This window comes from Actinomadura sp. KC216 (genome assembly GCF_004348535.1).
GTDB lineage: Bacteria > Actinomycetota > Actinomycetes > Streptosporangiales > Streptosporangiaceae > Spirillospora.
On sequence record NZ_SMJX01000119.1, the window covers coordinates 1 to 23,420 of the forward strand.

The window sequence follows — 23,420 nt, forward strand, 5'->3', positions numbered from 1 at the left end:
CTCCGGAACGGACGGCGCGCGCGCCGTGCACGGGACGATCGGCAGCCGGACGGTCAGCCCGAGCGAGACGGCGGGGCTGCCGATGCCAAGCACCCGGGAGGCGATCCGCGCGGACGCGTCCGGGCTGATCGCGGGAAGCAGTTCGGCCAGCCGCGCCGCGAAGGGCTCGGCGTACGGGGCGCCGTCCGTGCCGGACGACGGTGCCGCCAGCGCGGGCTCGACGCGCAGCAGCCGCGCCCCGGACGCGCGGCACCCGTCGCCGCCCGGCCGCTGGATGGGCAGGTCGCCGATGGTGACGCCGGGGCCGTCCTGGCGGAGCCGGCGCAGGTCGGCGGCCAGCGCGAGCACCCCGACGTCGTGGTCGCCGGGACGCGGCTCGATCGGGTAGATCCACCAGCCGATCTCGGTGAGCACGCCGTTGTCGACGCGCGGCACGGTGCAGGCGCCGCACCAGACGTGGCCGAAGAGCCCGGGCTCGAAGACGCCGCGGTGCTCCGGGGGGAGCCGCAGCAGCGAGCCGGGCGAGCGGCCCACGGCCTGGAGCCGGTCGACGCCGAAGAGGTCGATCGCGGTGGCGTCCCAGTTGCTGATGCGCCCCCGCCCGTTCAGGGTGATGGCGGTCATCCGTGCCACACCCAGCAGGTCGGCGATGACCATGTGATCCCCCCTCCCGGAGCGAAGGATGCACGACGCTCCCGGCAACTCCTGGTAAAGGAGACGTTACCCCCTGTAAGAAGATCGCGCTGGGAGTCTGCGGAACTCGTCCGGGCGAGCGCTCTCCCGGGCCCCGCGCAGACCGCCGTCCAGCCGCCGTCCAGCCGGTGCGCAGACGCGCGATCGAGGCGATGCACAGAAGGAAGGCGTCGCCAAGACGGGGCGCGGGCCAGGAGTGGCCAGGACGGCGGGCCGCCCCCGCCGGACGCTCCCCGGTCGTCCTCAGGCGGACGTTCCGGGGGCGGAGAGCGGCCCGCCGAGGCCATGTCCGGCCGCTTAGATGACCGAAAGCGGCATAGAGCACTATTGCCCCATTGACACCCTTTGTCCGCCCGGCAGAAGATCACGCGACCCCCACACTTGTGATCCCTGCCAGGGAGGCGCAATGCCGCGCACAACGTTCCGGCATCGAAGACTCACCCCCGTCCTCGCTGCCGCCGCGCTCCTGATCGGAACGCTGGTGGCGACCCCCGCGAACGCCGCACCGAAACCCGCGTCCGCCGGCGCCGCCGTCGACCTCTACGCGGCCGAACTGACGCCCGACCAGGTGAAGCTGCTGTCCCGCTTCGGCCTCGACCGGGAGGACGTCGCGTTCTCCAAGAGCTCCGTGAAGGGCAGCGTCCACGTCGAAGCCACGATGAGCGCCGCGCAGGCGGCCACGCTCAACCGGCAGGGCCTCGGCCTCACCGTGAAGAAGCTCCGCGGCAAGGACGCCCGCCAGCGCGCGCTGGCCGCGGCGCCCAAGGTGTTCCGCCCCTACAGCGGGCCCGGGAACATCCGCGAGGAGCTGCTGAACGTCGCCGCCGCCAACGCGTCCATCGCGAAGGCCGTGGACATCGGGAAGTCCACCGCGGGCCAGCCGATCACCGCCGTCCGCGTCACCAAGGACGTGAACAGCCTGAAGCGGCACGACCGGCCCGTCGTGGTCTACCAGGCGGCCCAGCACGCCCGCGAGTGGATCACGCCGGAGATGGTGCGCCGACTGCTGCACCACTACGTGAACGGCTACGGCAAGGACGCCCAGATCACCAAGCTCGTCGACACGACGGAGATGTGGTTCGTCCCGGTCGTGAACGTCGACGGCTACGACCTGACGTTCAAGGAAGGGTTCCGGCTCTGGCGCAAGAACGTCCGCGACAACGACGGCGACGGCCAGATCACCGGCCAGGACGGCGTCGACCTCAACCGCAACTTCCCCTACAAGTGGGGCTACGACAACGAGGGCTCGTCCAACCAGCGCACCAGCCAGACCTACCGCGGGCCTGCGCCGGGCTCCGAGCCTGAGACGCAGGCGCAGATGGGCCTCTACAAGAAGGTCCGTCCCGCCTACCTGGTCAACTACCACTCGGCGGCTGAGCTGCTGCTGCACGGCGTGGGCTGGCAGACCCTGACCCGCAGCCCGGACGATGTGATCCACAACGCGCTGCTCGGCGACATCGACCACCCCGCCGTGCCCGGCTACACACCCCAGCTGGGCGCCCAGCTCTACACCACCAACGGCGACACCGACGGCCAGGCCGACAACGTCCACGGCGCCCTGTCGATCACGCCGGAGATGGCGACCTGCGAGTCGGCCGCGCGGTCCGACCCCGACGACGAGTGGGAGCCCGAGGACTGCGCCAGCGGCTTCGAGTTCCCGGACGACGAGACGCTCATCCAGAAGGAGTTCCAGAAGAACATCCCGTTCGCGCTCTCGGTCGCCAAGTCCGCGAAGAAGCCGGACGAGCCCGTCTCCGCCGTCGGACGCACCGCGCCCGACTTCGAGACCGACGCGTTCACGACGTCCTACGGCACGTCGCAGGAGGTCGCGTCGGTGATCCGCCGGTCGCTGCGCGACAAGGAGCTGCGCTACCGGATCAACGGCGGCCGCGTGCGCGACGCCGACCTGCGCGTATGGCGCGGCGGTGAGCGGTTCGGCGACGAGAACGACACCTACTACGCCGAGTACCGCGGCAAGATCAGGCAGCGGCCGGGCGACAAGGTCGAGGTGTGGTTCACCGGCTTGAAGGGCTACAAGCGGGTGGAGAGCAAGCACTTCACCTACACCGTCCGCGACCAGCAGAAGGCGGACGTCCTGGTCATCGCGGACGAGGACTACACCGGTATCAACCCGACCTACCCGGCCGGGACGAACAAGCCGCGCTACGCCCAGCAGTACGCCGACCTCGTCAAGGCGGCCAAGCACAAGCCGCTCGTCTGGGACATCGACAAGGACGGCGTCCCGCACGACCTCGGCGTGCTCAAGCACTTCGACGCCGTCGTCTGGTACCTGGGCGACAACCGGCTCACCCAGGACGCCGCCGACGACCCGATCAAGACCTACCTCGGCGACCAGCCCGACTCGCAGGTCGCGGACCGGGCGAAGGACCTGCTCCTCTCCGTCCGCTCCTACCTGAACGAGGGCGGGAAACTCCTGCACACCGGTGAGACGACCGGATACTACGGGCCCGTCAGCCGCCTCAACGGCGGCGGGATCTACTACGGGCTGAAGGGCCACCCGGAGAAGCCCTGCGTCGTCACGAGCAACTTCCGGGATGACTGCGAGCTGCTGTCGGACGACTTCTTCCAGTACTACCTGGGGGCGTACGACCGGCAGCGGGTGGGGGCGCCGACCGCGTTCACCGGGACGGGAGATCCGTTCGACGGCGTCACGTCGAAGCTGGCGGGCCCCGCGACCAACCCGCTGAACGAGGCGGGCGGCTTCCAGGTGACCTCGACCGTCCTGCCCAAGGCGGACTTCCCGCAGTTCACCAGCTGGAAGGCCGGCGACTACACGGGCGCGGCGGCACCCACCGAGCCCGTCGAGGGCCAGTGGTACGTCGCCGGACCGCACCAGGACGGCCTTTACCGGCGCCTGACCCGGACGATCGACCTGTCCACGGTCACCGCCGCGCAGGCGCCGACCCTGCAGGCCCAGATCTCCTACAGCACCGAGACGGGCTTCGACAACATCATCCTTGAGGCGCACACCGCCGGCGGCGATGACTGGACGACGCTGCCCGAGAAGGGCGGGCTGTCGAAGACGACCGTCCCCGAGCAGTGCGAGCAGGGCTACCTGCTCGACATGCACCCCTTCCTCGGCCACTACCTGACCAGGGGCAACCCCTGCGGGAACACCGGATCGTCCGGCCAGTGGAACGCCATCACCGGCAACTCCAACGGCTGGGTCCCGGTGGCGTACGACCTGTCGGCGTACGCGGGCAAGAAGGTCGAGGTGTCCCTCTCCTACGTCAGCGACCCCGGCTCCGGAGGAACCGGACTGTTCATCGACGACACCAGGCTCACCACGTCCGGCGGCCAGCCCGACGCGGAGGGCTTCGAGACCGGCCTCGGCTCCTGGGCCGTCCAGGGCGCCCCGGCCGGAAGCCCCGGAAACGGCGCCGAGTACGCCCGTTCGCAGGCGCAGATCGACTCCGTCTCCGCGGTCGCGACCAAGGACACCGTCCTGCTCGGATTCGGCATCGAGCAGGCCGCCGACCAGCGGGCCCTGATGATCAGGTCGCTGCGGCACCTGCTCGACTGACCCCCGCTCCGAGCCCCGGGAGCCCGCCCCCTCCGGGCTCCCGGGGCTCTGTCTCGGGAACGGGGCCCTATATCGCAAGATCGAAGAACGCGCAGCTCCATGTGACGAACGACACGCGGCCACGTGCAACCATCCGGGCCCTCCCAGGCGTCTTTATGGGCAGAAGAACCACCGGCGGGTGGAACCCCCTGATCGCGCACAGCCCGCGACGTCCCGGAGAACGGGGTCGCTCTGGCACCGCCGATCGCGACGTACAAGCCCCGGCCCTCCCCATACGGGGGGCGGGAGCGAACCCGCCGGGAACGGTGGCACGTATTACCTGACGGTGGGCGGTTCGTCCGCCCGGTCCGCGCGTGCCCCCGAACACGCGCCAGCAACCGGCCCGCCAAGGGGCCACTACCTACGGGGAGCGACGATGACCGCTGTCACCACACCTGTCCGCCGCGGTGCGAAGGACGCTCGCACCGGGCGCAGTGCCGCGACCATCGAGAACACCCAGCGCTACGAGCGCGACGTCCTCCCGCTCGCCGACCCGCTGTACGCCAGCGCCGTCCGCATGACCCGCAACTCCGCCGACGCCGAGGACCTCGTCCAGGAGACCCTGGCCAAGGCGTACGTGAACTTCCACCAGTTCCAGGAAGGCACGAACCTCAAGGCGTGGCTGCACCGGATCCTCACCAACAACTTCATCAACACCTACCGGAAGAAGCAGCGCGAGCCCCAGCGCGCGGGCTCCGAGGAGCTGGAGGAGTGGCAGCTCGCCCAGGCCGAGGCGCACTCGTCCGGGTTCCGGTCCGCCGAGTCGGAGGCGCTCGACCGCATCCCCGACTCCGAGGTCGTCGCCGCCCTGCGCGCCCTCCCCAAGGACTTCCGGGACGCCGTCTACCTCGCCGACGTCGAGGGCTACCCGTACAAGGAGATCGCGGAGATGATGGGCACCCCCATCGGCACCGTCATGTCCCGCCTCCACCGCGGCCGCAAGCAGCTCCGCGAAGCCCTGGCCGACCACCGCGCCGCGCACGTTCTCGCCGCATAGCCCAGGGCCCGCCATGGCCACATGGCACGATCCGATCCCGCAGCCACCCCGTGGCTGCGGGATCGCCCCTTACCCGGGCATGAGGCCGGGCGGTACCCGTAAACGCGCGACCGCAATAAAATCTTCGGCCGTGGGTAGAGCGCGCACACTAGGCCACGCGAGCCGTCGGTAGTTGGAAGGATGTGCGCGCGGTATGCCCCCACGGGTTAGCGACGTCATGACGGTGGAGCCGGAGACGTTGCCATTGGACGCGACGCTGTACGAGGCCGCCCGGATCATGCGGGACAGAGGGATCGGGGACGTCCTGGTCACCTATGCCGGACGGCTCTGCGGTGTGATCACCGACCGGGACATCGTGGTCCGGGCCGTCGCGGAGAGCCGGGACACGTCGCTCACCCCCCTCGGTGACGTGTGCACGGCGGAGCTGACGACCGTCCGTCCCGATGACGACACCGGGACGGCGGCGCGGCTGATGTCGGAGCAGGCCGTGCGGCGGCTGCCCGTGGTGGACGACGAGCAGCGCCCCGTGGGCATCATCTGCATCGGCGACCTGGCCGTCGCCGATGGTCATGTCGGGCCGCTGGCGGAGATCAGCAAGGCCCCTCCGAACAACTGAACGCGCAGGTCGCCGCGAGGACCCCCCATGAACAACCGAGGACACCGGGGCCGGGCCGGGCCCCAGGCGCCGGCGGCGCCGGCACCCGCGGCGCAGGATAATGTCGGAGGGGTGACGGCCACCGAAACGGTCCTGACGGACCAGCTCGCGTTGGAGATCGCCCGGCTGGGAATGGTCGGCGAGTCATCCGACATCGGCACCCTGCACCGGGTGACGGAGCTCGCCGCGCGCGCCATCCCCGGGTGCGCGGGGGCGGCGAGCGTGCGGTGGGCGCTGCCGGATATGCCCGGGGACGATCCGGGCTCCGCGCTCGGGCTGCCGCCGGACGCCGACCAGGACGTCCCGCGCGTCCCGCCGCAGGACCCGGGGCCGGACGCCGCCCCGCCCGAGATGCCGGCGCCGGAGGAGATCAGGCCGGAACCGCTGGCCGCCGCCGCCAGCCATCCCGATCTCGCCGAGGTGACCGACCGGCAGCTGTCGCGCGGCCACGGGCCGATCTTCGACGTGGTGATGGACCGCCGCGCGCTGGCCTCGGACGACATCCTCGGCGAGACCCGCTGGCCGGAGACGATGTCGGACATGCTGCGGCGGGGGGTGCGCTGCTTCACCACGACGCCGCATCTGAACCCGCCCGTCCTCGTCACGCTTACCCTGTACGGTGTGACGCCGAAGGCGATCTCCCATCAGCGGCAGGCACTCGCGTCGCTGCTGATCGCCCAGGGCAGCGCGGCGGTGACCAACACCCGGCAGTACGACGACGTGCACCGCACCGCCGTCCAGCTGCAGGAGGCGGTGGAGGCGCGGGCGGTCGTCGACCAGGCGAAGGGCATCCTCATGCACGCCCTGGGCTGCGATGCGGACGAGGCGTTCGCGGAGCTGCGGCGCATCTCGCAGACGCGTCACGTGAAGCTGACCGCGCTCGCCCAGCGTATCGTCGGTCATCAGGGCCTCCCCTAGGTCATGGACCTGGGAGCGAGGTCACGAGTCCAGGCGCCTGGTTCCACCGTGCGCGGACGAGAGGCAGACCAGATGCACGATCAGCCCGACCAGCTCGAACCCGAGACCCTGATGCGCGAGGTCTCGGATCTCGAAGGGCGCATCGGCGAGCTGCGACAGGCCGCGAGCCTGCCGGAGCCCGACCTGCGGGCGACCCTGGACGCGGCGCTGGTCGAGCTGGAGCTGGCGCTGACGGCGCTGCGGACGATGGGCTCCGAGCACGCGGGCGGGCAGGGCGGGTCGGCGCCGGCGGAGACCGAGCGGCGGGTGCTGCGCACGGTGTTCCAGGACGCCCCCGTCCCGCTGTTCCTTCTGGACCGCAACACGAGCGTCCGGCGGGTGAACCGGCAGGCGGCGGCGCTGCTCGGCACGTCGTCGGGGTACGTGTCGGGCAAGCAGTTCACGGCGTTCTGCGACATGGCGACCCGCGCGGCGGTGCGGTCGCAGCTGGCCGCGGTCGTCCGGACGGGGCGGCGCCGCCGCGTCCAGGTCAGGTTCCTCGGCCGGGACCGTCCGGTCGACGCCGTGGTGACCCTGGCCCGGGTGTGGATCCGCGGCGAGCCGGACCCGATGGTCGTGGTGGCCGCCGGCGCGTCGGACCAGCCCACCGGCGAGATCGCCGCACCGGAACGCGCCAGGGGCGGGCGGGAGGCGGCCGGGCCCGCGCAGGCGCGGGCCGGGCAGGGCACGCCGCCCGACGACGAGGCGGTCGCGACGATCGTCCACCGGATGGACGTCCTCGCCACCGCCAGCGAGCTGCTGCTGGACGAGCCCGTCTTCAACGAGACGGTCGCGGTCCGGCGCTGCGCCCGGCTGCTGGCCGCCGAGCTGGCCGACTGGGCGTTCATCGACCTGACCGGCCCGGCCAACGGCGGTCCCGGAGGGGCGCCGCAGGGCGGCGTCCACGTGGCGGGGACGGCGGCCCGCCCGGCGCCGCTGCTGCGCAGGCAGGTCGTGATGGGCCCGGACGACGAGCATTCCATCGAGGCCGCCCGGACGCTCGAAGAGGTCGACCCGGCCGAGGGCACGCTGCCGCACACCGTGTTCGTCACCCGGCAGAGCGCGCTGCGGCCGCATGTGGAGAACCTCGACGTCCTCGGCGTCTGCCCGGACGGCCAGCCCGTCTGCGGCAAGATCGGCGCGACGTCGGTGCTGAGCGTCCCGATCGAGGACGGCGACCGCGCCATCGGGACGATCACGCTGGCGGCGAGCGGCGAGTACGGCCCGTTCGACCTGATGGACCTCGGGGTCGTCCAGCGCCTCGGACGGTATCTGGCGCTGGTGATCAGGGCGGCGCGGCTGTACCGGCGCCGCGCGGAGGTCGCCGAGACGCTGCAGGCGGGGCTGCTGCCGAAGTCGCTGCCGTCCATCCCGGGCGTGACCGTGGCGGCGAAGTACCTGACGGCGACGCACGGCTCGGAGGTCGGCGGCGACTTCTACGACGTGTTCCGCACCGAGAACGGCTGGGGCCTGGTCCTCGGCGACGTGTGCGGCAAGGGCGAGGACGCTGCGGCCGTGACGGCGACGGCCCGGCACTGCGTGCGGCTGGCGTCGCGGTGGAAGGCGCGCCCGGGCGACGTCCTCGGGATCGTGAACGAGACGCTGCTGGACGAGGACCGGTTCGTCACCGCCGTGATGGCCGGGCTGACGATGGAGACCGAGAAGATCATCGTGTCGCTGGGCACCGCGGGCCATCCCCCGGCGATCGTGGTCCGCGCCGACGGGGTGATCAGGTCGGCGTCGCGCGGCGGCGTGCCGCTCGGCCTGTTCGAGGACTTCGAGCCCGGCCTGGACTCGGTGGATCTCACCGTCGGCGACACGCTGTTCCTGCACTCGGACGGCGTCCTTGAGGCGTGCGACCTGATGCGGCAGGAGTTCGGCCAGGAGCGCCTGCTGGAGGCGCTCGCCGCGCACGCGGGCGACACCCCCCAAGGGATGCTCGCCGGGGTGGAGCAGGCACTGCTGGACTACTGCGACGGTGACCTGCGCGACGACGTGTCGATGCTCGCGCTGCGCGTGGAGCCACCCTCTCTTGCCTGACTGATCACCTTTTTGTGGGGTAAATCGGGTTTCATGAGCGTCGATCCCGCGGACAAGCCGCGCAACGAGACCCGGCACGAACGGCTCGACCGCCAGCTGATGGAGCTACTGCAGGGTTTCCGCGTCGCGGTCACCGGGGTGCAGGTGCTGTTCGCGTTCCTGCTGACGGTGCCGTTCGCGGCCGGGTTCGAGAAGGTGGACGGCCACGGCCTGCCGCTGTTCTACATCGCGCTGTTCGGCGCGGCGCTCGCGTCCATCTGCTTCATCGCGCCCGTGTTCCAGCACCGGATCCTGTTCCAGCAGGGCCAGAAGCCGCTGCTGATCAGGCGCGCGAACCGGTTCGGGATCCTCGGCGCGTTCGCGCTCGGCGCTTCGATCACCGCCGCCACGACGTTGATCGTCGAGACGCTGGAGGAGGAGGTGGCGCTGACGGTCGTCGCGGCCGTGATCGTCCTGGCGCTGTGCGGGTGGGCCTGGTTCGTCCAGCCGTACCTGACGCGGCTGGCCCTGAACGGCCGCTCCAACGGCAGCACGAACGGCGACGACGACGCCTCCTCCTGACCGCCGGCGCCGTGCTCAGTAGGCGCGGCCGAAGATGACGCGCTTGCCGTAGTCGGACGGGCGGCCGCACTTCACGCACGTGCCCGTCTCCTCGGGCGCGTCGGCCGGGATGACCCGGGGGGTCGCGGCGGTCTCGGCCTTGATGTCGTCCTCGCAGGCCGTGGCGCCGCAGTGGAACGCCCGCGCCCAGCCGGTCGCGACCTGGGCGGTGAACGCGTCCCAGCCGTCGACGACGGCGGTGTGGTCGTCGCGGAACCGCTCCGCCCTGGCCAGCAGGAACGCCTGGAAGTCGGCGAGGATGCCGGGCAGCAGCTCGGGCAGCTTCTCCAGCGGGATCTGCTCCTTGCCCTGCCCCTCCACGGTCGGCAGCCGCCGGACGAGCGTGCCCACCCCGGCCTCGATGTCGCGCTTGCCCAGCTCGATCCGGACCGGGACGCCGCGCATCTCCCACTCGTTGTACTTGAACCCGGGCGAGAGCTGCGGGCGGTTGTCGTCCACGTGCACGCGGATGCCCATCGACTTGATCGCCGCGCCGAGCTTGCGGGCCTCCGCCGCGGTCTCCTCGCCCTGCTCCTTGCGCCCGATCGGGACGATCACGACCTGGTACGGCGCGAGCCGCGGCGGCAGGACGAGCCCCTTGTCGTCCCCATGCGTCATGATCACACCGCCGATCATGCGGGTGCTCATGCCCCAGGACGTGGTGTGCGCGAGGGTCAGCTTGCCCGCCTCGTCCTGGTACTGGATCTCGAACGCCTTGGCGAAGTTGGTGCCGAGGTAGTGCGACGTGCCGGACTGCAGGGCCCGGCCGTCGCGCATCATGACCTCGATCGTGTACGTGCGGACGGCACCGGCGAACCGCTCGCCGGGCGTCTTCTCCCCCGCGATGACCGGCATCGCGGCGAGGTCCCGCGAGACGCCGGCATAGGCGTCAAGGGCCCACATCGTCTCCCGCATCGCGTCGTCCTCGTCGACGTGCGCGGTGTGGCCCTCCTGCCAGAGGAACTCGGTCGTCCGCAGGAACAGCCGGGGCCGCATCTCCCAGCGGACGACGTTCGCCCACTGGTTCAGCAGCAGCGGCAGGTCTCGGTGCGAGTCGATCCACTTGGCCATGTACTCGCCGATGACGGTCTCGGACGTCGGCCGCATGACCAGCGGCTCGTCCAGCTCCTTGCCGCCCGCGTGCGTCACGACGGCGAGCTCCGGGGAGAAGCCCTCGACGTGCTCGGCCTCGCGCTTGAGGTAGGACTCCGGGATGAGCATCGGGAAGCACGCGTTGTCGTGGCCCGCGTCCTTGATGCGCCGGTCCAGGTCGGCCTGGAGCAGCTCCCACACCCGGTACCCGTACGGCCGGATGACCATCGTGCCGCGAACCGGTCCGCGGTCGACGAGCTGCGCCTGCACGACCAGCTCGTTGTACCAGGCGGAGAAATCCTCGCTCTGCGGCGTCACACCTTCTCGACTCACGGCCACAGGGTACTGACTGCCGCGGCACCGTACGAACGCTTTCACCCGCTCACGGGCGCTTCGCTACCCTCGCGTGATGCGCTGGTCCCAGATGTTCGCGCCCACGCTCCGCGACGACCCCGCCGAGGCGGACGCCCCGAGCCACCGGCTGCTGCTGCGGGCGGGTTACGTCCGGCAGCTCACCGCGGGCCACTACTCGCTCCTGCCACTGGCCGTCCGCGTCCGCGCCAAGATCATCGGGATCGTGCGGGCGGAGATGGACGCGATCGGCGCGCAGGAGATGCTGCTGCCCGCCCTGCACCCGGCCGAGCCGTGGAGGCGCTCCGGCCGCTGGGAGCTGATGGGCCAGGAGATGTTCCGCCTCCAGGACCGGCGCGGCGCCGACCACGCGCTCGGCATGACGCACGAGGAGATCTTCGCGACGGTCGCCCGGGAGCTGAACTCCTACCGGCAGCTCCCACAGCAGTGGTACCAGTTCCAGACGAAGTTCCGGGACGAGCCGCGCCCCAAGGGCGGCCTCATGCGGACCCGCGAGTTCACCATGAAGGACGCCTACAGCTTCGACATCGACCGCCCCGGCCTGGACGCCTCGTTCGAGGCGTACCACGGCGCCTACACGCGGATCTTCGAGCGGCTCGGCATCCCGGCGCTGCCGTGCGAGGCGTCCAGCGGGACGATGGGCGGCTCCGGGTCGACCGAGTTCATGTGCCCGTCGGAGGTCGGCGAGGACGTCGTCGTCCACTGCCCGGCCTGCGGGTACGCGGCGAACATCGAACGCGCGACGTCCGTCCTGCCCGCCGCGTCCGACGGCCCCGGGCTCCCCTCCCCCGAACGCTTCGACACGCCCGGCGTCCGCACCATCGACGACCTGGTGGCCTACGACGCCCCCGCCGACCGGCAGATCAAGACGCTCGTCCACATCCTGGACGGCACCCTCACGCTCGTCCTGCTGCGCGGCGACCACCCGCTCAACGAGCAGAAGCTCGCGGACGCGACGGGCGCCGCCGACATCCGCGCCGCCGACCCGGCCGAGATCCGGGACGCGCTCGGCGCGCTGCCCGGCAGCCTCGGCGCGGTCGGCGCGTCCCTGCCGGTGATCGCAGATCATGCACTGCGCGACCGCCGCGACATGTTCACCGGCGCCAACACCGACGACGTCCACCTGCGCGGTGTCGACGTCGGCCGCGACATCGACGTCGGCCTGTGGGCGGACCTGCGCGAGGTCGAGGCGGGCCAGCCCTGCGTCCGCTGCGGCGAGCCCCTGGAAGCCCGCCGCGCCATCGAGGTCGGGCACATCTTCAAGCTCGGCGACCGGTACGCCCGCGCCCTGGGCGTCGAGGTCCTGGCCCCGGACGGCCGCCGCGTCCCGGTGATCATGGGCAGCTACGGCATCGGGATCGAGCGCGCGATGGCCGCGATCGTCGAGACCCACCACGACGACCGCGGCGTCGTCTGGCCGCTGCCGGTGGCCCCGTTCCAGGTCGTCGTGGTCGCCGCGCAGTCGGACGACGCCGACGTGGCCAAGGCCGCCGAGGACGTCTACGCCGCGCTGTCGGCCGCGGGCGTCGAGGTCGTGATCGACGACCGTGCCGAACGCGCGGGCGTGAAGTTCCGCGACGCCGAACTGACCGGCATCCCGTTCCGCGTCACCATCGGCCGCCGCGGCCTGGCCGAGGGCGTGGCCGAGGTGACGGCCCGCGCCACCGGCGAAACCGAAAAGGTTCCTTTGGACGCCGTGGTCGCCCACACCCGCTCCCTCACCGCCCCGTAAATCGTTTGACGCGGTGCGCGGGACGTCCTGAGACTCGTTGGCTATGGGACACGTCGAGGTGGGGCACGTTCGCCATACGCTGCCGGACGGCCGCGTCCTGCTCGATGACGTGTCGTTCCGCGTCGGGGACGGTGTCGTCGCGGCGCTGATCGGGCCGAACGGAGCGGGGAAGACGACGCTGCTGCGGCTGATCGCCGGAGACGTCGTGCCGCAGGAGGGGACCGTCGCGCACAGCGGGGGGCTGGGCGTGATGCGGCAGTTCATCGGGGGGATGCGGGACGAGTCGTCCGTCCACGATCTGCTGCTGTCGGTGGCGCCGCCCCGGGTCCGGGAGGCCGCGGCGGCGGTCGAGGCGGCGGAGCTCGCGATGATGGAGCGCGACGACGAGCCGACCCAGCTGCGCTATGCCACGGCCCTCGCCGGGTGGGGCGACGCGGGCGGCTACGAGACCGAGGTGCTCTGGGACGCGTGTTGCGTCGCGGCCTTGGGCGTCCCGTACGACTCGTGCCGGTGGCGCGAGGTCCGCACCCTTTCGGGCGGAGAGCAGAAACGGCTGGTTTTGGAAGCCCTGCTGCGCGGCCCTGACGAAGTCCTTCTCCTGGACGAGCCCGACAACTACCTGGACGTGCCCGCCAAGCGGTGGCTCGAAGAACGGTTGCGGGAGACGACCAAGACCGTTCTGCTGGTGTCGCACGATCGGGAGCTGCTCGACCGGTCCGCCGATCGGATCGTCACCGTCGAGGCGGGCCGGGTCTGGATTCATGGCGGCCGTTTCTCGACCTATGCCGCCGCTCGCCGCGACCGCCACGAGCGCCTGGAGGAAGTGCGCCGCCGCTGGGACGAGGAGCACGCGAAACTCAAAGAACTGGTCAGCACTCTCCGCAACAGGGCGACGACCTATGACTCCATGGCGGCCGGGGCCCGCTACCGCGCGGCCCTGACGCGCCTTCGCAAGTTCGAGGAAGCGGGCCCGCCGGAGCTCCCGCCCCGCGACCAGAACCTGAAGATGCGCCTTCGCGGCGGACGTACCGGAAAACGCTCGGCGATCTGCGAGGGCCTGGAACTGACGGGCCTCATGCGGCCTTTCGACGCCGAGATCTGGTATGGCGAACGCGTCGCCGTGCTGGGCTCCAACGGCTCCGGCAAATCACATTTCCTACGGCTGCTCGCCGCCGTCGCGGAGACCCTTCCGCGTGGTGCGACCCCGGCCGCGCCCGTCGCGCACACCGGCCGGGCCCGGCTGGGCGCCCGCGTCGTCCCGGGCCTGTTCGCGCAGACCCATGCCCGTCCCGACCTGGCCGGACGCACCCCGTGCGAGATCGTCATGACCGAGCACGCCCGGCTCCGCAACGACGCGATGAACGCCCTGGCCCGCTACGAGCTCAACCACTGCGCGGAACAGCCCTTCGAGACCCTTTCCGGCGGCCAGCAGGCCCGATTGCAGATCCTCCTGCTGGAGCTGGGCGGCGCCACGCTGCTCCTGCTGGACGAGCCCACCGACAACCTCGACCTCGCCAGCGCGGAGGCTCTCCAGGAGGGTCTGGAGACCTACGAGGGCACCGTCGTGTCCGTGACCCACGACCGCTGGTTCGCTCGTTCGTTCGATCGTTACTTGGTCTTCGGTGCGGACGGCTCCGTTTACGAATCCCCCGAACCAACATGGGATGAAGCCCGCGTCACACGCCCGTCGTAAGATCCCTGGAGGCGGCCATGATGATGCGAGGAGTCGAGCATGCCCGGACCCCCCGGCGGCACTCCACCGGCGGATCGTCCTCCGAACCTGCCCGACGACATCCAGGCCCGGTTCCGGACCGACATCCCCTCCCCCGCACGAACGTGGAACTACTGGCTCGGCGGTAAGGACAACTACGAGGTCGACCGGATCGTCGGAGACGCCACCGCGGCGGTGAACCCCGAGCTCATCCAGCAGGCCAGGGAGGGCCGCAAGTTCCTGAGCCGCACCGTGCGGTACCTGGCCGCCGAGGAGAAGATCCGCAACTTCCTGGACATCGGGGCCGGGCTGCCGACGGAGTCCAACACCCATCAGGTCGCCCAGCAGACCGCGCCCGACTCCCGCATCGTGTACGTCGACAACGATCCGATGGTGCTCGTCCACGCGCGCGCCCTGATGCGCGGCACGACCCCCGAGGGCGTCACCGGGTACCTCGACGCCGATTTCCACGATCCGCAGAAGATCCTCGACGAGGCCGCCAACGTCCTGAACTTCACCGAGCCGATCGCGGTGATGTTCATGGGCGTGCTCGGCTTCTGCCAGGACTATCCCACCGCGAAGCAGATCGTGGCCGACACCATGGCGGGCGTGCCCTCGGGCAGCTTCCTGGTCCTGTGGGACTGCACCGACACCTCCGAGGCCGCCAGGCGCAGCACCGAGCGGTACGCCGAGTCGGGCACCCTCCCCTACAACCTGCGCAGCGTCGAGCAGCTCGGCGGCTACTTCGAGGGCCTGGAGATGATCGAACCGGGCCTGGTCACCATCACGCGGTGGCGGCCCGACGACGGCGAGGACGATCCCGCGCACGTCCACGGGTACGGCGCCGTCGCGCGCAAGCCCTAGGCCCCGGCATCGGCGGCGACCGGGGCGGTGTCCCGTGTGACCAGGGGCGGACGCCTCTGTCCACATCGGTCCGACGGTGGGTAGGGTGCCCGGGTGCGGGTGGTTGTCACGGGTGCGGCCGGGTTCATCGGGAGCCATGTGGCCGACGCGTTCTCGCTCGCCGGACACGAGGTGCTCGCCGTCGACGCGCCGCGCCGCTCGCCCACCCCGGACGTGGCGCGGCGCACCTGGGCCGAGGTGGCCGCCCGTCCAGGGGTCGTCGCGGCGGAGCTCGACCTCGCGGTGCACGACCTCGACGCCCTCGCCGCCGCTGACGTCGTCGTCCACCTGGCGGGACGGCCCGGCGTCCGCGACTCGTGGGGCGCCGGACGGGCCGTGGCGGAACGGGACAACGTGCTGGCGACGCGGCGGCTGCTCGCGTCCTGCATGAGGCGCCCGGCGCGGCGCAGGCCCCGGGTGATCGTCGCGTCGAGCTCGTCGGTGTACGGGTCGGCGGGACGGCGGCCGAACCGGGAGGGCGACCCGCTGAGCCCGGCGAGCCCGTACGCGGTCAGCAAGGTCGAGGTGGAGCGGCTCGCGGGCGTCGCGGCGCGGGACGGGCTACGCACCGTCCTGCTCAGGTACTTCTCGGTGTACGGGCCCCGGCAGCGGCCCGACATGGCGTTCCACCGGTTCGCGGAGGCGGCGCTGGACGGCCGCCCGCTGCCGGTGTTCGGCGACGGCCGCCGCTCGCGGAGCTTCACCCACGTCCGGGACGTGGTCGCGGCGACGCTGGTCGCGGCGGCCGAGGACCTCCCGCCGGGGATCGCGGTCAACGTCGGGCATGGCGAGCCGGTGGCGGTCGCGGACGCGATCGAGCTGCTCACCGGCGTGCTGGGCGTCCAGGCGGTGATCCGGCGGGAGGCGCCGGTGGCCGGTGACGCGGAGCGCACGTGGGCCGACACGAGCCGCGCCCGGGAGCTGCTCGGCTGGACGGCGACGACCGGGCTCGCGGCGGGCCTCGCCGACCAGATCGCCTGGCACCGCGAGCGGCGGGCGGAGCGGCGGGCCGAAGGGGTGCGGGTCGGATGATGAGGCATCGGGCGGCCTATGTCGCGTTCGACCGGTTCCCGTCCAGCAAGGGGTCCGCGGTGCACATCGCGCAGATGGCCGACGAGCTGTTCACCCGGTTCGCCGGCGGGCTGCTCGGCGTGATCGGCGGCGGTGACCTGCCGCGCTACCAGCGGGAGGGGACGCGGGAGATCGCCCGGTTCGACGCGCAGGTACCGAACCTGATCGACCGGGCGGAGGCGTTCTCGCGCTGGGTCGCGGCCCATCTGGAGCCGCACTGGGACACGCTGGAGGTCTGCCATGTCCGGGACCCGTGGAGCGCGCTGCCCGCGATCGCGGACGGCCGCCGCCACAAGGTCGTCTACGAGGTCAACGGCCTCCCGTCGATCGAGATGGCGCACACGTGGCCGTGGGCCGCGCCCAGGACGCTCGACAAGATCCGGGAGCTGGAGCGGTTCTGCCTGGAGCGCAGCGACGCCGTCGTCGTGCCGTCGCGGGTGATCGGCGCGGCGGTCAGGCGGTTCGGGGTGCCGGAGGGCGACATCCATCTCGTGCCGAACGGCGCAGAGATCCGCGAGAAGCCGCAGCGGCCCGCTGACGCGCCCGCACGCTACATCGTGTACGTCGGCGCGCTCCAGCCGTGGCAGGGCCTGGACGTCCTGACGCGCGCGTTCGCACGGCTCGCCGACCTGCCGGACCTGCGGCTGGTGATCTGCGCGTCCGTCCCGGAACGGCGGGCGAAGCCGGCGCGTCGGCTCGCCGAGCGGCTCGGCGTCGCCGGGCGGATCGACTGGCGGTTCATGCTTCCGCACCGGGAGATCGCGGCCTGGCTCGCGCACGCCGAGGTGTCGGTGGCGCCGCTGACCGGCTGCGCCCGCAACCTCGACCAGGGCTGCGCGCCGCTGAAGGTGATCGAGTCCATGGCGGCGGGCGTGCCGGTCGTGGCCTCGGACCTGCCCGCGGTGCGGGAGCTGATGGCGGACGGGGAGCACGGCAGGCTCGTCCCGGCCGACCGTCCCGCCGAGCTGGCGAGGGCCGTCCGGATCCTGCTGGAGTACCCGGACGAGGCCGCCGCCATGGGCCGCAGGGCACGGCGGCGCGTCGAGCGAGAGCTGACCTGGACGCGTTCACGCGCCCTGCTGGCCGATGTCTACCGCGCGATCACGCCGTCGGATCGATAGGTGGTTCGTCATGTTCTGGCGTAAGCAGAAGGCCGCCATAGAGCGGTTCCACCCCCTGCACAAGGCACTCACCCTGGAGAAGGGCTTCGCGGTCTCGCTGCGGCGCGACGAGTGGGAGCCGGTCATCCAGAGCCTCGCGCGGCATCGCACCCAGATCCGGCGGCGCAGGTGGCTGCTGCCGAACCGGGTGCCGGGCGTCCTCGTGCCGATGCTGCGGGTGCTGGCGTCCGACATGGGGCCGGACGGCGTGCTGTCGGTCGCGGCGGACATGCGCGGCGCGGAGACCCCGGACAAGGCCGGGCCGCGGCACGAGCTGCCGGTCCAGCGTCCGGTCCTGTCGCTGACGCAGTGGTACGCGATGGACCCGTGGCTGCGCATGCGGGCCGAGCTGCGGGACGGCAGCGTCCTGGAGCTGTCGGTCACCGACCGGGTCCGGTTCCGGCGGCGCCGCAAGCGGAACCCGCGCGGCAAGCTCAAGATCAAGACGAAGGCGAAGACGGTCCATCTGGTGCGCGTCACCCGCCGGCTGGCGAAGGACGCGGCCGTCCAGCGCCCGGGGACACCGCCGCCGCCCTGGATCAGGGTGCGGGTCAAGCAGGGGAGGCGGACGATCTTCCGCGCGAACGGCAAGGTTCCCGGGCCGCTCACCGAGTCCACGCTGACCGACCTGATCCTGCACGTGTCGACGGAGCCGTTCCGCTGGACGCCGCCCGGCCGGGCCATGGGGAGAAGTTCATGAACCGCTGCAGCGTGACCACCGGTTTCTTCGTCCTGGGACGCTGCGGGCAGCCGGCCGTCGCGGCATGCCCGCAGTGCGCGCGGCCCGTCTGCGCCGCGCACGCCGGGCAGGGCGCGCTCTGCGGCGAATGCGCGACCGCCCAGGGCTACGAGTCGCGAGACCCGCACGACCCCGCCTGGACGGGCGGATTCCGGCGGCGCTACTACCAGAGCAGCTCCCATGCCTATGGCGACGCCTACTGGTACTCGTCGTTCGACGACTACGACCGTGGCGCGTTCAACCCGGGCGACGACTACTCGCACGGCGGCGACTGGGGCGGCGACGACGACACCGGCTTCGTGGACAGCTGATGCACCGCGTCCTCTGGATCACCGAGCACTACCCGCCGAGCCGGGGCGGCATGGCGCAGTCGTGCGACCGGATCGTGCGGGGCCTGCGCGGCGCCGGGGCGGAGGTGGACGTCGCGCACCTGACGCGCGGCGCCCGACCGTGGGGCGTCACCCGCGAGCACGGCGGGCGCCTGATCTCGGCTCCGCTCGGCGACGACTCCGAGCACGCCCTGCGCCGCCTGTGGACGACGATCACCGCCGCGGACCTCACCGGCTACACCCATGTCGTCGCGTTCGGCGGCGTGTACGCGACGCTCGCCGGGCCCGTCCTGTCCGCGCTGCTGGACGCGCCGCTGGTCACGCTGCTGCGCGGCAACGACATCGACGTCGGCGTGTTCTCGATGCGGCGGCGCGGCGTGCTCGCGGACGCGCTGCGCGCCTCGTCCCGCGTGTGCGTCGTCGCGCGCTCGCACGCGCCGCTGGTGACCGCGCTGGCCCCGGACGCGGCGGTGACGTTCGTGGCCAACAGCGTCGACACCGGGCAGTGGCGGGTCCTGCCGTCCGAGCGGGAGCGGGGCCGGGCGTGGCGGGAGGAGAACGTCGGGGCGGGGCGCCGCACGATCGGCCTCATCGGGCAGCTCAAGGTCAAGAAGGGCGTCGGGTTCTTCCTGGACGCGCTGGAGGCGTCCCGGCACGCGGAGGCGTTCCATCTGCTGCTGGTCGGCGAGGTCGAGGAGCCGGTGACGGAGTGGCTGGCCGAGCGCGCGGACGCCGTCCCGCACTCGTTCCTGCCGTTCCTCGACCGCTACGACCTCCCGGCCGTCTACGCGAGCTGCGACCTGGTCGCGCTGCCGTCGTTCTACGACGGGATGCCGAACGTGGCGCTGGAGGCGGCGGCCCTCGGCGTGCCGCTCATCGCCTCGGACGGGGGCGGCCTCGCGGACGTGGCCGACGACGAGATCGGCTTCACGTTCCCGGCGGGCGACGCGCACGCCTGCCGCGCCGCGATCGACCGGGCGGCGCGGGCCGGGGACGAGGAGCTCGCGAAGCTCGGCGCCGCCGGGGCGGAGCGCATCCGCCGCGACTTCACGCCCGCCGCCGAGACCGCCGGTTACCTCGCCGTCCTCGACTCCGCGCGTTGATCGTCTGCTACGCGGCCGGTGACGGGCTGGGGCATCTGACAAGGCTCCGGTCCGTCCTGCACACCCTGCGCCTGGACGGTCCCGTGACCGTGGTGACGGCCTCCCCGTTCGCGGCCGATCCGCGTGTCACCGGCGGCTGGCGCATCGTGCCCTCCCTGGATGCCGCCGGCGCGGAGGAGGTGATCATCGACGCCTTCCCCGCCGGTCTGAAGGGCGACCTGGCGCGCATCCCGCCCGGGCCCAGGGTCACGCACCTGGCGCGGCTCCTGCGCTGGGACGCCTACCGGCCGCTCCTCCCCGCCGACCCGCCGCGCTTCGACCGCACGTTCGTCCTCGAACCGCTGGCCCCGGCGCACACCGCCTACCTGCGCACGGTCTCCGGCCGGGTCGCGCCCCTGACGCTCACCGATCCCCCTGCGGAGCCGCTGGACGTGGACGGCTGGCTCATCGTCCACAGCGGGCCCGACGCGGAGACGCTCGAACTCGTCGCCTACGCGCGTGACATGGCAGCCCTCGAAGGCGTGGCCCCGCCGATGACCCTGGTGTCACCCCACAAGCCGGACGATCTGCCCCCAGGCGTCGCGCACCTGGACGCCTATCCCGCGGGCCCGCCAGGACCGAACGTCGAACGCATCGTGACCGCGGCCGGGTTCAACGCCGTCCGGCAGTTCGCGCCGTGGCGGGACATCCACCGCGTGCTGCCGTTCCCCCGCAGCCTCGACGACCAGTTCGCCCGCGCCTCCCGCGTCAGGCGGGAAGGGTGATGTCGAACTCGATCTCGACGTCGTCGGCGAGCCTGAGCGCGCCGAAGAACGCCGAGTACGGCTTGATGCCCCACCGGCTCTGCGTCACCGTGACACCGCCCCGCACCCGGCCATCCGCCAGGGCGGCGCGCACGCGGACCGGCTTCACCCGGCCCATGATCGCCAGGTCGCCCTCGATCGCGTCGCCGCCGATGGCCGTCGAGGTGAAGACGATCTCCGGATAGGAGCGGACGTCGAGCACCTGGCGCAGCGTCCGCCTGATGTCCGCGCGGTCCTGGTCGGTGAGCGGCTTGACGCCGCCGGTGCCCTCGCGGACCTCCAGCCCGTCCGGCTCCACGGTGACCGTGACGGACGACGCGTCCAGCGGGTCGCGGGCCTCGACGGCCGCCGTCCAGCGCGTGGCCTCGATGGTCAGGTCGTGGCCGGCGCGGCGGCCGAGCCCGCTGCGGCCCGTCCTGACCAGCAGCGTGCCGTCGTCCGGCCCCAGCTCGTAGGTTCCCTCTCGTACCGCCATGCCTCCAGCCTCGCACGCTCAGGCGCATCTCACCTTCGGCTGCGGGCGGTATTCGGTGTGGAACCGCTCCCGGCGGACCTTGTGGCCGTGCCGCAGCAGCGTCCGCCACACGTCGATCTCGAAGCCCTTGCGGCCGGCGCTGGCCACGCACTTCGGTCCCCGCCCGACACCCGTCGTGTACGGCACGAACCCGTACCGCTCGGACGTCCGCGACCGCACCTGGTACCTGCGCTCGCCGTACAGGCTGACGGTCAGCGACGACGCCGTGGACGAGACCTGCATGCGCACAGGACGCCCCGTGTCGTTGCGCCAGGTGAAGTCCAGGCCCGGGTACGACACGGCGGCCTCCCGCCCTGCCGGGTACTCCGGCATGTACATGCTGTGCGCGTGCGCCTTCCGGATGTCGAGGCCCGCGCGGAACACCGCGTTGAACAAGGTCGCGGACACCTGGCAGATGCCGCCGCCCACGTCGTTCACCAGGCGCGGCCCGACGATGGCGGGCGCGGGCACGTAGCCGCGGCTCTCGGTCCGCGGGCCGACGACGGCGTTGAAGGAGAACGTCGTGCCGGGGGCGACGATGTGGCCGTCCAGGATGCGGGCGGCGATCTCGATGTTGCGCACCCGGGGCTCGCCCGGCGTGAACCGGGTGGTGAAGCTGCTCATCGGCCGCACGGACGGCGGCCGGTACGGCACGATGTTCTTCGGTAAGGGGCGGGCGGGCGGCGGCGCGCCGAGGACGGCCAGCCGCGCGGACGCGCCGGGGTCGCGGGGAACCCACAGGTAGGCGCCGAGCAGCAGCCCGGTCGTCGCCAGCGCGCCCGCGACGATCGGCCACCACCGCCGGACGCATTCGCGCAGCTCCGGCTGGCGGTGCCCCTGACGCCGCCGCCTGCGACCGGCCCTCCGTCCGCCGAGCCCGCGACCGCCGAGCCCGCGACCGCCGAGCCGCCTGCCGCCGAGCCACGTGCCGGTGAGCCGCCTCCGCCGTCCTGGCCCCCTGCCGCCGGGTTTCCTCCGGCCGTGTCCTTTCCGGCCGGGCCGGGTCCGCCCCACAGATCACACCCCCCGAAGATCCCCGATCGGGATCCTCCAACGGAGGCTGCCCCGGCCACACCGCCGACGTCCGCGTCTTTACCCGAAGAAGACCCGGAGCAGAACGAAGCCGGGACCGTCAGCGCGCGCGGGCGCCCTCGCGGAGCCGTTCGGGGTCGATCTCGCGGCCCGGGAACCTCCGCAGGTATTCGGCCTCAAGCTGGTTCATCCGCCGCGTGTGCTCCCCGTACGCCTGGGCGGCGGCGTGCCGGAGCGCGTCCAGCCGCGTCGCGTACAGGTGGCCGAGTTCGCGGAACAGGTCGTCGTCTGTGAGGTCGCCGGGGTCGACTCCCAGCATGCTGTCGTCACTCGTCATGTTCTGTCGGCTCCCTCCGCCATGGGCTCCGTAAGCGCCCGTCCCTTACCCGGCGTCGATCGGCGTGAACACCGTGAGGGCCCCGGCGTGCTTGCCGAACCGCACCGCCGGGGGCAGGGACGACACCTCGCCGTCCCGCGCCAGCCGCAGGTCCCCGGACCGCGACACCAGCTCAAGCCCGGTCGCCCGCCACGCGCGGTACCCGGGGAGGATGTGCAGGTGCCCGGCCATGACGGCGGCGACCGCCCGGACCCGCGGGACGCGGCGCCCGCCCGCGATCATCCGGACGTCGAGCCACCCGTCGTCGAGCCGGTCCCGCCAGGTGGGCGCGGCGCCGCGCGAGCCGTAGCCGCAGTTGCCGACGAACGCCAGCCAGACGCGGAGCTCCCGGCCGTCCACGGTCACCTCGACCGGTTCGGAGTGCCGCAGCGTCCGGACGGCGGCGACCGCGAGCGCGGGCCACTTCCCGATCCGCCTCTGCAGCCGCTCCCGCCGGACGACCATCTCCGTGTACGCGCCGAGGCTCGCGGTGTTCAGGAACAGCCGCTCCTCGCCCGCCGGGTCGTCGCGCGTCACGGGGGTGACGTAGGACACGTCCACGCGGCCGACCCGTCCGGACCGGTACGCCGCGACCGCCTCCGCCGCCGACTCCACGCCGATCGCCCGCGCGAAATGGTCGAAGGTCCCGGTCGGGACGACGAGCAGCGGCACGCCGTGCTCCAGCGCGGCCCGCGCGCCCGCGTTCACGGTGCCGTCCCCGCCGATCACGGCGAGCGCCGCGGCCCGCCCGGCGGCCTCGTCGAGCACCTTGTCGGCGTCCTCGTCCGGTCCCAGCCGGACGATCTCCGCCGCGGGCAGCTCCCGCTCCAGCAGCTCGACCGCCAGCTCCGGGCGGCCGGGCAGGATCGCGGCGGTCGCCCCGCCGGACGCTCCCGACCCCGGGTTCACGACCGCGACCAGGCCCGCCCCGTCAGCGGCGACCGCCCAGGTCCTGTCC

At 72.4% G+C, this 23,420-nt stretch carries 21 protein-coding genes; 15 read left to right on the forward strand and 6 right to left on the reverse strand.

The window, feature by feature from the left end; genetic code table 11:
• A partial coding sequence (locus E1264_RS43545; RefSeq protein WP_207936061.1) for a hypothetical protein occupies nt 1-657 on the reverse strand: 657 nt, incomplete at its 3' end.
• A 442-nt stretch (nt 658-1,099) separates the two neighbouring features.
• On the opposite strand from E1264_RS43545, the gene E1264_RS21265 reads away from it, so the two are divergent.
• From E1264_RS21265 to E1264_RS21290, 6 genes are all read left to right on the forward strand, one after another.
• On the forward strand, nt 1,100-4,237 hold the full coding sequence (locus E1264_RS21265) for a M14 family zinc carboxypeptidase (protein ID WP_132176179.1): 3,138 nt from the start codon (nt 1,100-1,102) through the stop codon (nt 4,235-4,237).
• 415 nt (nt 4,238-4,652) lie between these two features.
• On the forward strand, nt 4,653-5,273 hold the full coding sequence (locus tag E1264_RS21270) for a sigma-70 family RNA polymerase sigma factor (RefSeq protein WP_132176181.1): 621 nt from the start codon (nt 4,653-4,655) through the stop codon (nt 5,271-5,273).
• 193 nt (nt 5,274-5,466) lie between these two features.
• Entirely contained in the window at nt 5,467-5,889 is a 423-nt protein-coding gene (locus E1264_RS21275; protein ID WP_132176183.1) for a CBS domain-containing protein, read from the forward strand.
• Nucleotides 5,890-6,000: 111 nt separating this feature from the next.
• Nucleotides 6,001-6,846 carry an ANTAR domain-containing protein gene (locus E1264_RS21280; protein ID WP_243711067.1) on the forward strand — a complete coding sequence of 282 codons (846 nt, stop codon included), beginning with the start codon at nt 6,001-6,003 and terminating at the stop codon, nt 6,844-6,846.
• A gap of 72 nt (nt 6,847-6,918) precedes the next feature.
• Nucleotides 6,919-8,925, forward strand: a complete 2,007-nt coding sequence (locus E1264_RS21285; protein WP_132176185.1) for a SpoIIE family protein phosphatase — start codon at nt 6,919-6,921, stop codon at nt 8,923-8,925.
• 33 nt (nt 8,926-8,958) lie between these two features.
• On the forward strand, nt 8,959-9,486 hold the full coding sequence (locus tag E1264_RS21290; protein ID WP_132176187.1) for a DUF6328 family protein: 528 nt from the start codon (nt 8,959-8,961) through the stop codon (nt 9,484-9,486).
• Between the two features lie 15 nt (nt 9,487-9,501).
• Here the strand turns inward: E1264_RS21290 and proS are convergent, their stop codons facing one another.
• On the reverse strand, nt 9,502-10,950 hold the full coding sequence (gene proS / locus E1264_RS21295; protein WP_243711068.1) for a proline--tRNA ligase: 1,449 nt from the start codon (nt 10,948-10,950) through the stop codon (nt 9,502-9,504).
• A gap of 76 nt (nt 10,951-11,026) precedes the next feature.
• On the opposite strand from proS, the gene E1264_RS21300 reads away from it, so the two are divergent.
• From E1264_RS21300 to E1264_RS21340, 9 genes are all read left to right on the forward strand, one after another.
• Entirely contained in the window at nt 11,027-12,721 is a 1,695-nt protein-coding gene (locus tag E1264_RS21300) for a proline--tRNA ligase (protein ID WP_132176189.1), read from the forward strand.
• A 43-nt stretch (nt 12,722-12,764) separates the two neighbouring features.
• Complete coding sequence (locus E1264_RS21305; RefSeq protein WP_132176191.1) at nt 12,765-14,414, forward strand: ATP-binding cassette domain-containing protein; 1,650 nt, start codon at nt 12,765-12,767, stop codon at nt 14,412-14,414.
• Between the two features lie 39 nt (nt 14,415-14,453).
• Nucleotides 14,454-15,296: an SAM-dependent methyltransferase gene (locus E1264_RS21310; RefSeq protein ID WP_132176193.1), complete on the forward strand. Its 843-nt coding sequence runs from the start codon at nt 14,454-14,456 to the stop codon at nt 15,294-15,296.
• A 93-nt stretch (nt 15,297-15,389) separates the two neighbouring features.
• Entirely contained in the window at nt 15,390-16,367 is a 978-nt protein-coding gene (locus E1264_RS21315; RefSeq protein ID WP_243711069.1) for an NAD-dependent epimerase/dehydratase family protein, read from the forward strand.
• Nucleotides 16,364-17,527: a glycosyltransferase gene (locus E1264_RS21320; protein ID WP_243711070.1), complete on the forward strand. Its 1,164-nt coding sequence runs from the start codon at nt 16,364-16,366 to the stop codon at nt 17,525-17,527. Before E1264_RS21315 ends, E1264_RS21320 begins: the two co-directional genes overlap by 4 nt.
• Before the next feature lie 10 nt (nt 17,528-17,537).
• Nucleotides 17,538-18,266, forward strand: coding sequence for a hypothetical protein (locus E1264_RS21325; protein ID WP_132176195.1), 729 nt, complete (start codon nt 17,538-17,540; stop codon nt 18,264-18,266).
• Nucleotides 18,263-18,616 carry a hypothetical protein gene (locus E1264_RS21330; protein ID WP_132176197.1) on the forward strand — a complete coding sequence of 118 codons (354 nt, stop codon included), beginning with the start codon at nt 18,263-18,265 and terminating at the stop codon, nt 18,614-18,616. Before E1264_RS21325 ends, E1264_RS21330 begins: the two co-directional genes overlap by 4 nt.
• A complete protein-coding gene (locus E1264_RS21335) occupies nt 18,616-19,737 on the forward strand; it encodes a glycosyltransferase family 4 protein (RefSeq protein ID WP_132176199.1) in 1,122 nt (373 codons plus the stop codon). The genes E1264_RS21330 and E1264_RS21335 overlap by 1 nt, the downstream gene beginning before the upstream one ends.
• A complete protein-coding gene (locus E1264_RS21340; RefSeq protein ID WP_132176201.1) occupies nt 19,734-20,501 on the forward strand; it encodes a hypothetical protein in 768 nt (255 codons plus the stop codon). Before E1264_RS21335 ends, E1264_RS21340 begins: the two co-directional genes overlap by 4 nt.
• Here E1264_RS21340 and E1264_RS21345 read toward each other — a convergent pair.
• The 4 genes from E1264_RS21345 to E1264_RS21360 all read right to left on the reverse strand — a co-directional run.
• Nucleotides 20,485-21,015 (reverse strand): YceI family protein, encoded by a 531-nt coding sequence (locus E1264_RS21345; RefSeq protein ID WP_132176203.1) that lies wholly within the window; start codon nt 21,013-21,015, stop codon nt 20,485-20,487. The genes E1264_RS21340 and E1264_RS21345 overlap by 17 nt on opposite strands.
• An 18-nt stretch (nt 21,016-21,033) precedes the next feature.
• Complete coding sequence (locus E1264_RS45995) at nt 21,034-22,068, reverse strand: VanW family protein (protein ID WP_132176205.1); 1,035 nt, start codon at nt 22,066-22,068, stop codon at nt 21,034-21,036.
• 118 nt (nt 22,069-22,186) lie between these two features.
• Nucleotides 22,187-22,423, reverse strand: coding sequence for a DUF6158 family protein (locus tag E1264_RS21355; protein ID WP_243711071.1), 237 nt, complete (start codon nt 22,421-22,423; stop codon nt 22,187-22,189).
• Nucleotides 22,424-22,468: 45 nt separating this feature from the next.
• The coding region (locus tag E1264_RS21360) for a diacylglycerol kinase family protein (RefSeq protein WP_207936062.1) at nt 22,469-23,420 on the reverse strand (952 nt) is incomplete at its 5' end.

What these genes read in the sequence shown, in the direction of transcription:
- E1264_RS21265 (WP_132176179.1), top strand. Translation starts at nt 1,100, where the DNA reads ATGCCGCGCACAACGTTCCGGCATCGAAGACTCACCCCCGTCCTCGCT.
- E1264_RS21270 (WP_132176181.1), top strand. Translation starts at nt 4,653, where the DNA reads ATGACCGCTGTCACCACACCTGTCCGCCGCGGTGCGAAGGACGCTCGC.
- E1264_RS21275 (WP_132176183.1), top strand. Translation starts at nt 5,467, where the DNA reads ATGCCCCCACGGGTTAGCGACGTCATGACGGTGGAGCCGGAGACGTTG.
- E1264_RS21285 (WP_132176185.1), top strand. Translation starts at nt 6,919, where the DNA reads ATGCACGATCAGCCCGACCAGCTCGAACCCGAGACCCTGATGCGCGAG.
- E1264_RS21290 (WP_132176187.1), top strand. Translation starts at nt 8,959, where the DNA reads ATGAGCGTCGATCCCGCGGACAAGCCGCGCAACGAGACCCGGCACGAA.
- E1264_RS21300 (WP_132176189.1), top strand. Translation starts at nt 11,027, where the DNA reads ATGCGCTGGTCCCAGATGTTCGCGCCCACGCTCCGCGACGACCCCGCC.
- E1264_RS21305 (WP_132176191.1), top strand. Translation starts at nt 12,765, where the DNA reads ATGGGACACGTCGAGGTGGGGCACGTTCGCCATACGCTGCCGGACGGC.
- E1264_RS21310 (WP_132176193.1), top strand. Translation starts at nt 14,454, where the DNA reads ATGCCCGGACCCCCCGGCGGCACTCCACCGGCGGATCGTCCTCCGAAC.
- E1264_RS21320 (WP_243711070.1), top strand. Translation starts at nt 16,364, where the DNA reads ATGATGAGGCATCGGGCGGCCTATGTCGCGTTCGACCGGTTCCCGTCC.
- E1264_RS21325 (WP_132176195.1), top strand. Translation starts at nt 17,538, where the DNA reads ATGTTCTGGCGTAAGCAGAAGGCCGCCATAGAGCGGTTCCACCCCCTG.
- E1264_RS21330 (WP_132176197.1), top strand. Translation starts at nt 18,263, where the DNA reads ATGAACCGCTGCAGCGTGACCACCGGTTTCTTCGTCCTGGGACGCTGC.
- E1264_RS21335 (WP_132176199.1), top strand. Translation starts at nt 18,616, where the DNA reads ATGCACCGCGTCCTCTGGATCACCGAGCACTACCCGCCGAGCCGGGGC.
- E1264_RS21345 (WP_132176203.1), bottom strand. Translation starts at nt 21,015, where the DNA reads ATGGCGGTACGAGAGGGAACCTACGAGCTGGGGCCGGACGACGGCACG.
- E1264_RS21355 (WP_243711071.1), bottom strand. Translation starts at nt 22,423, where the DNA reads ATGACGAGTGACGACAGCATGCTGGGAGTCGACCCCGGCGACCTCACA.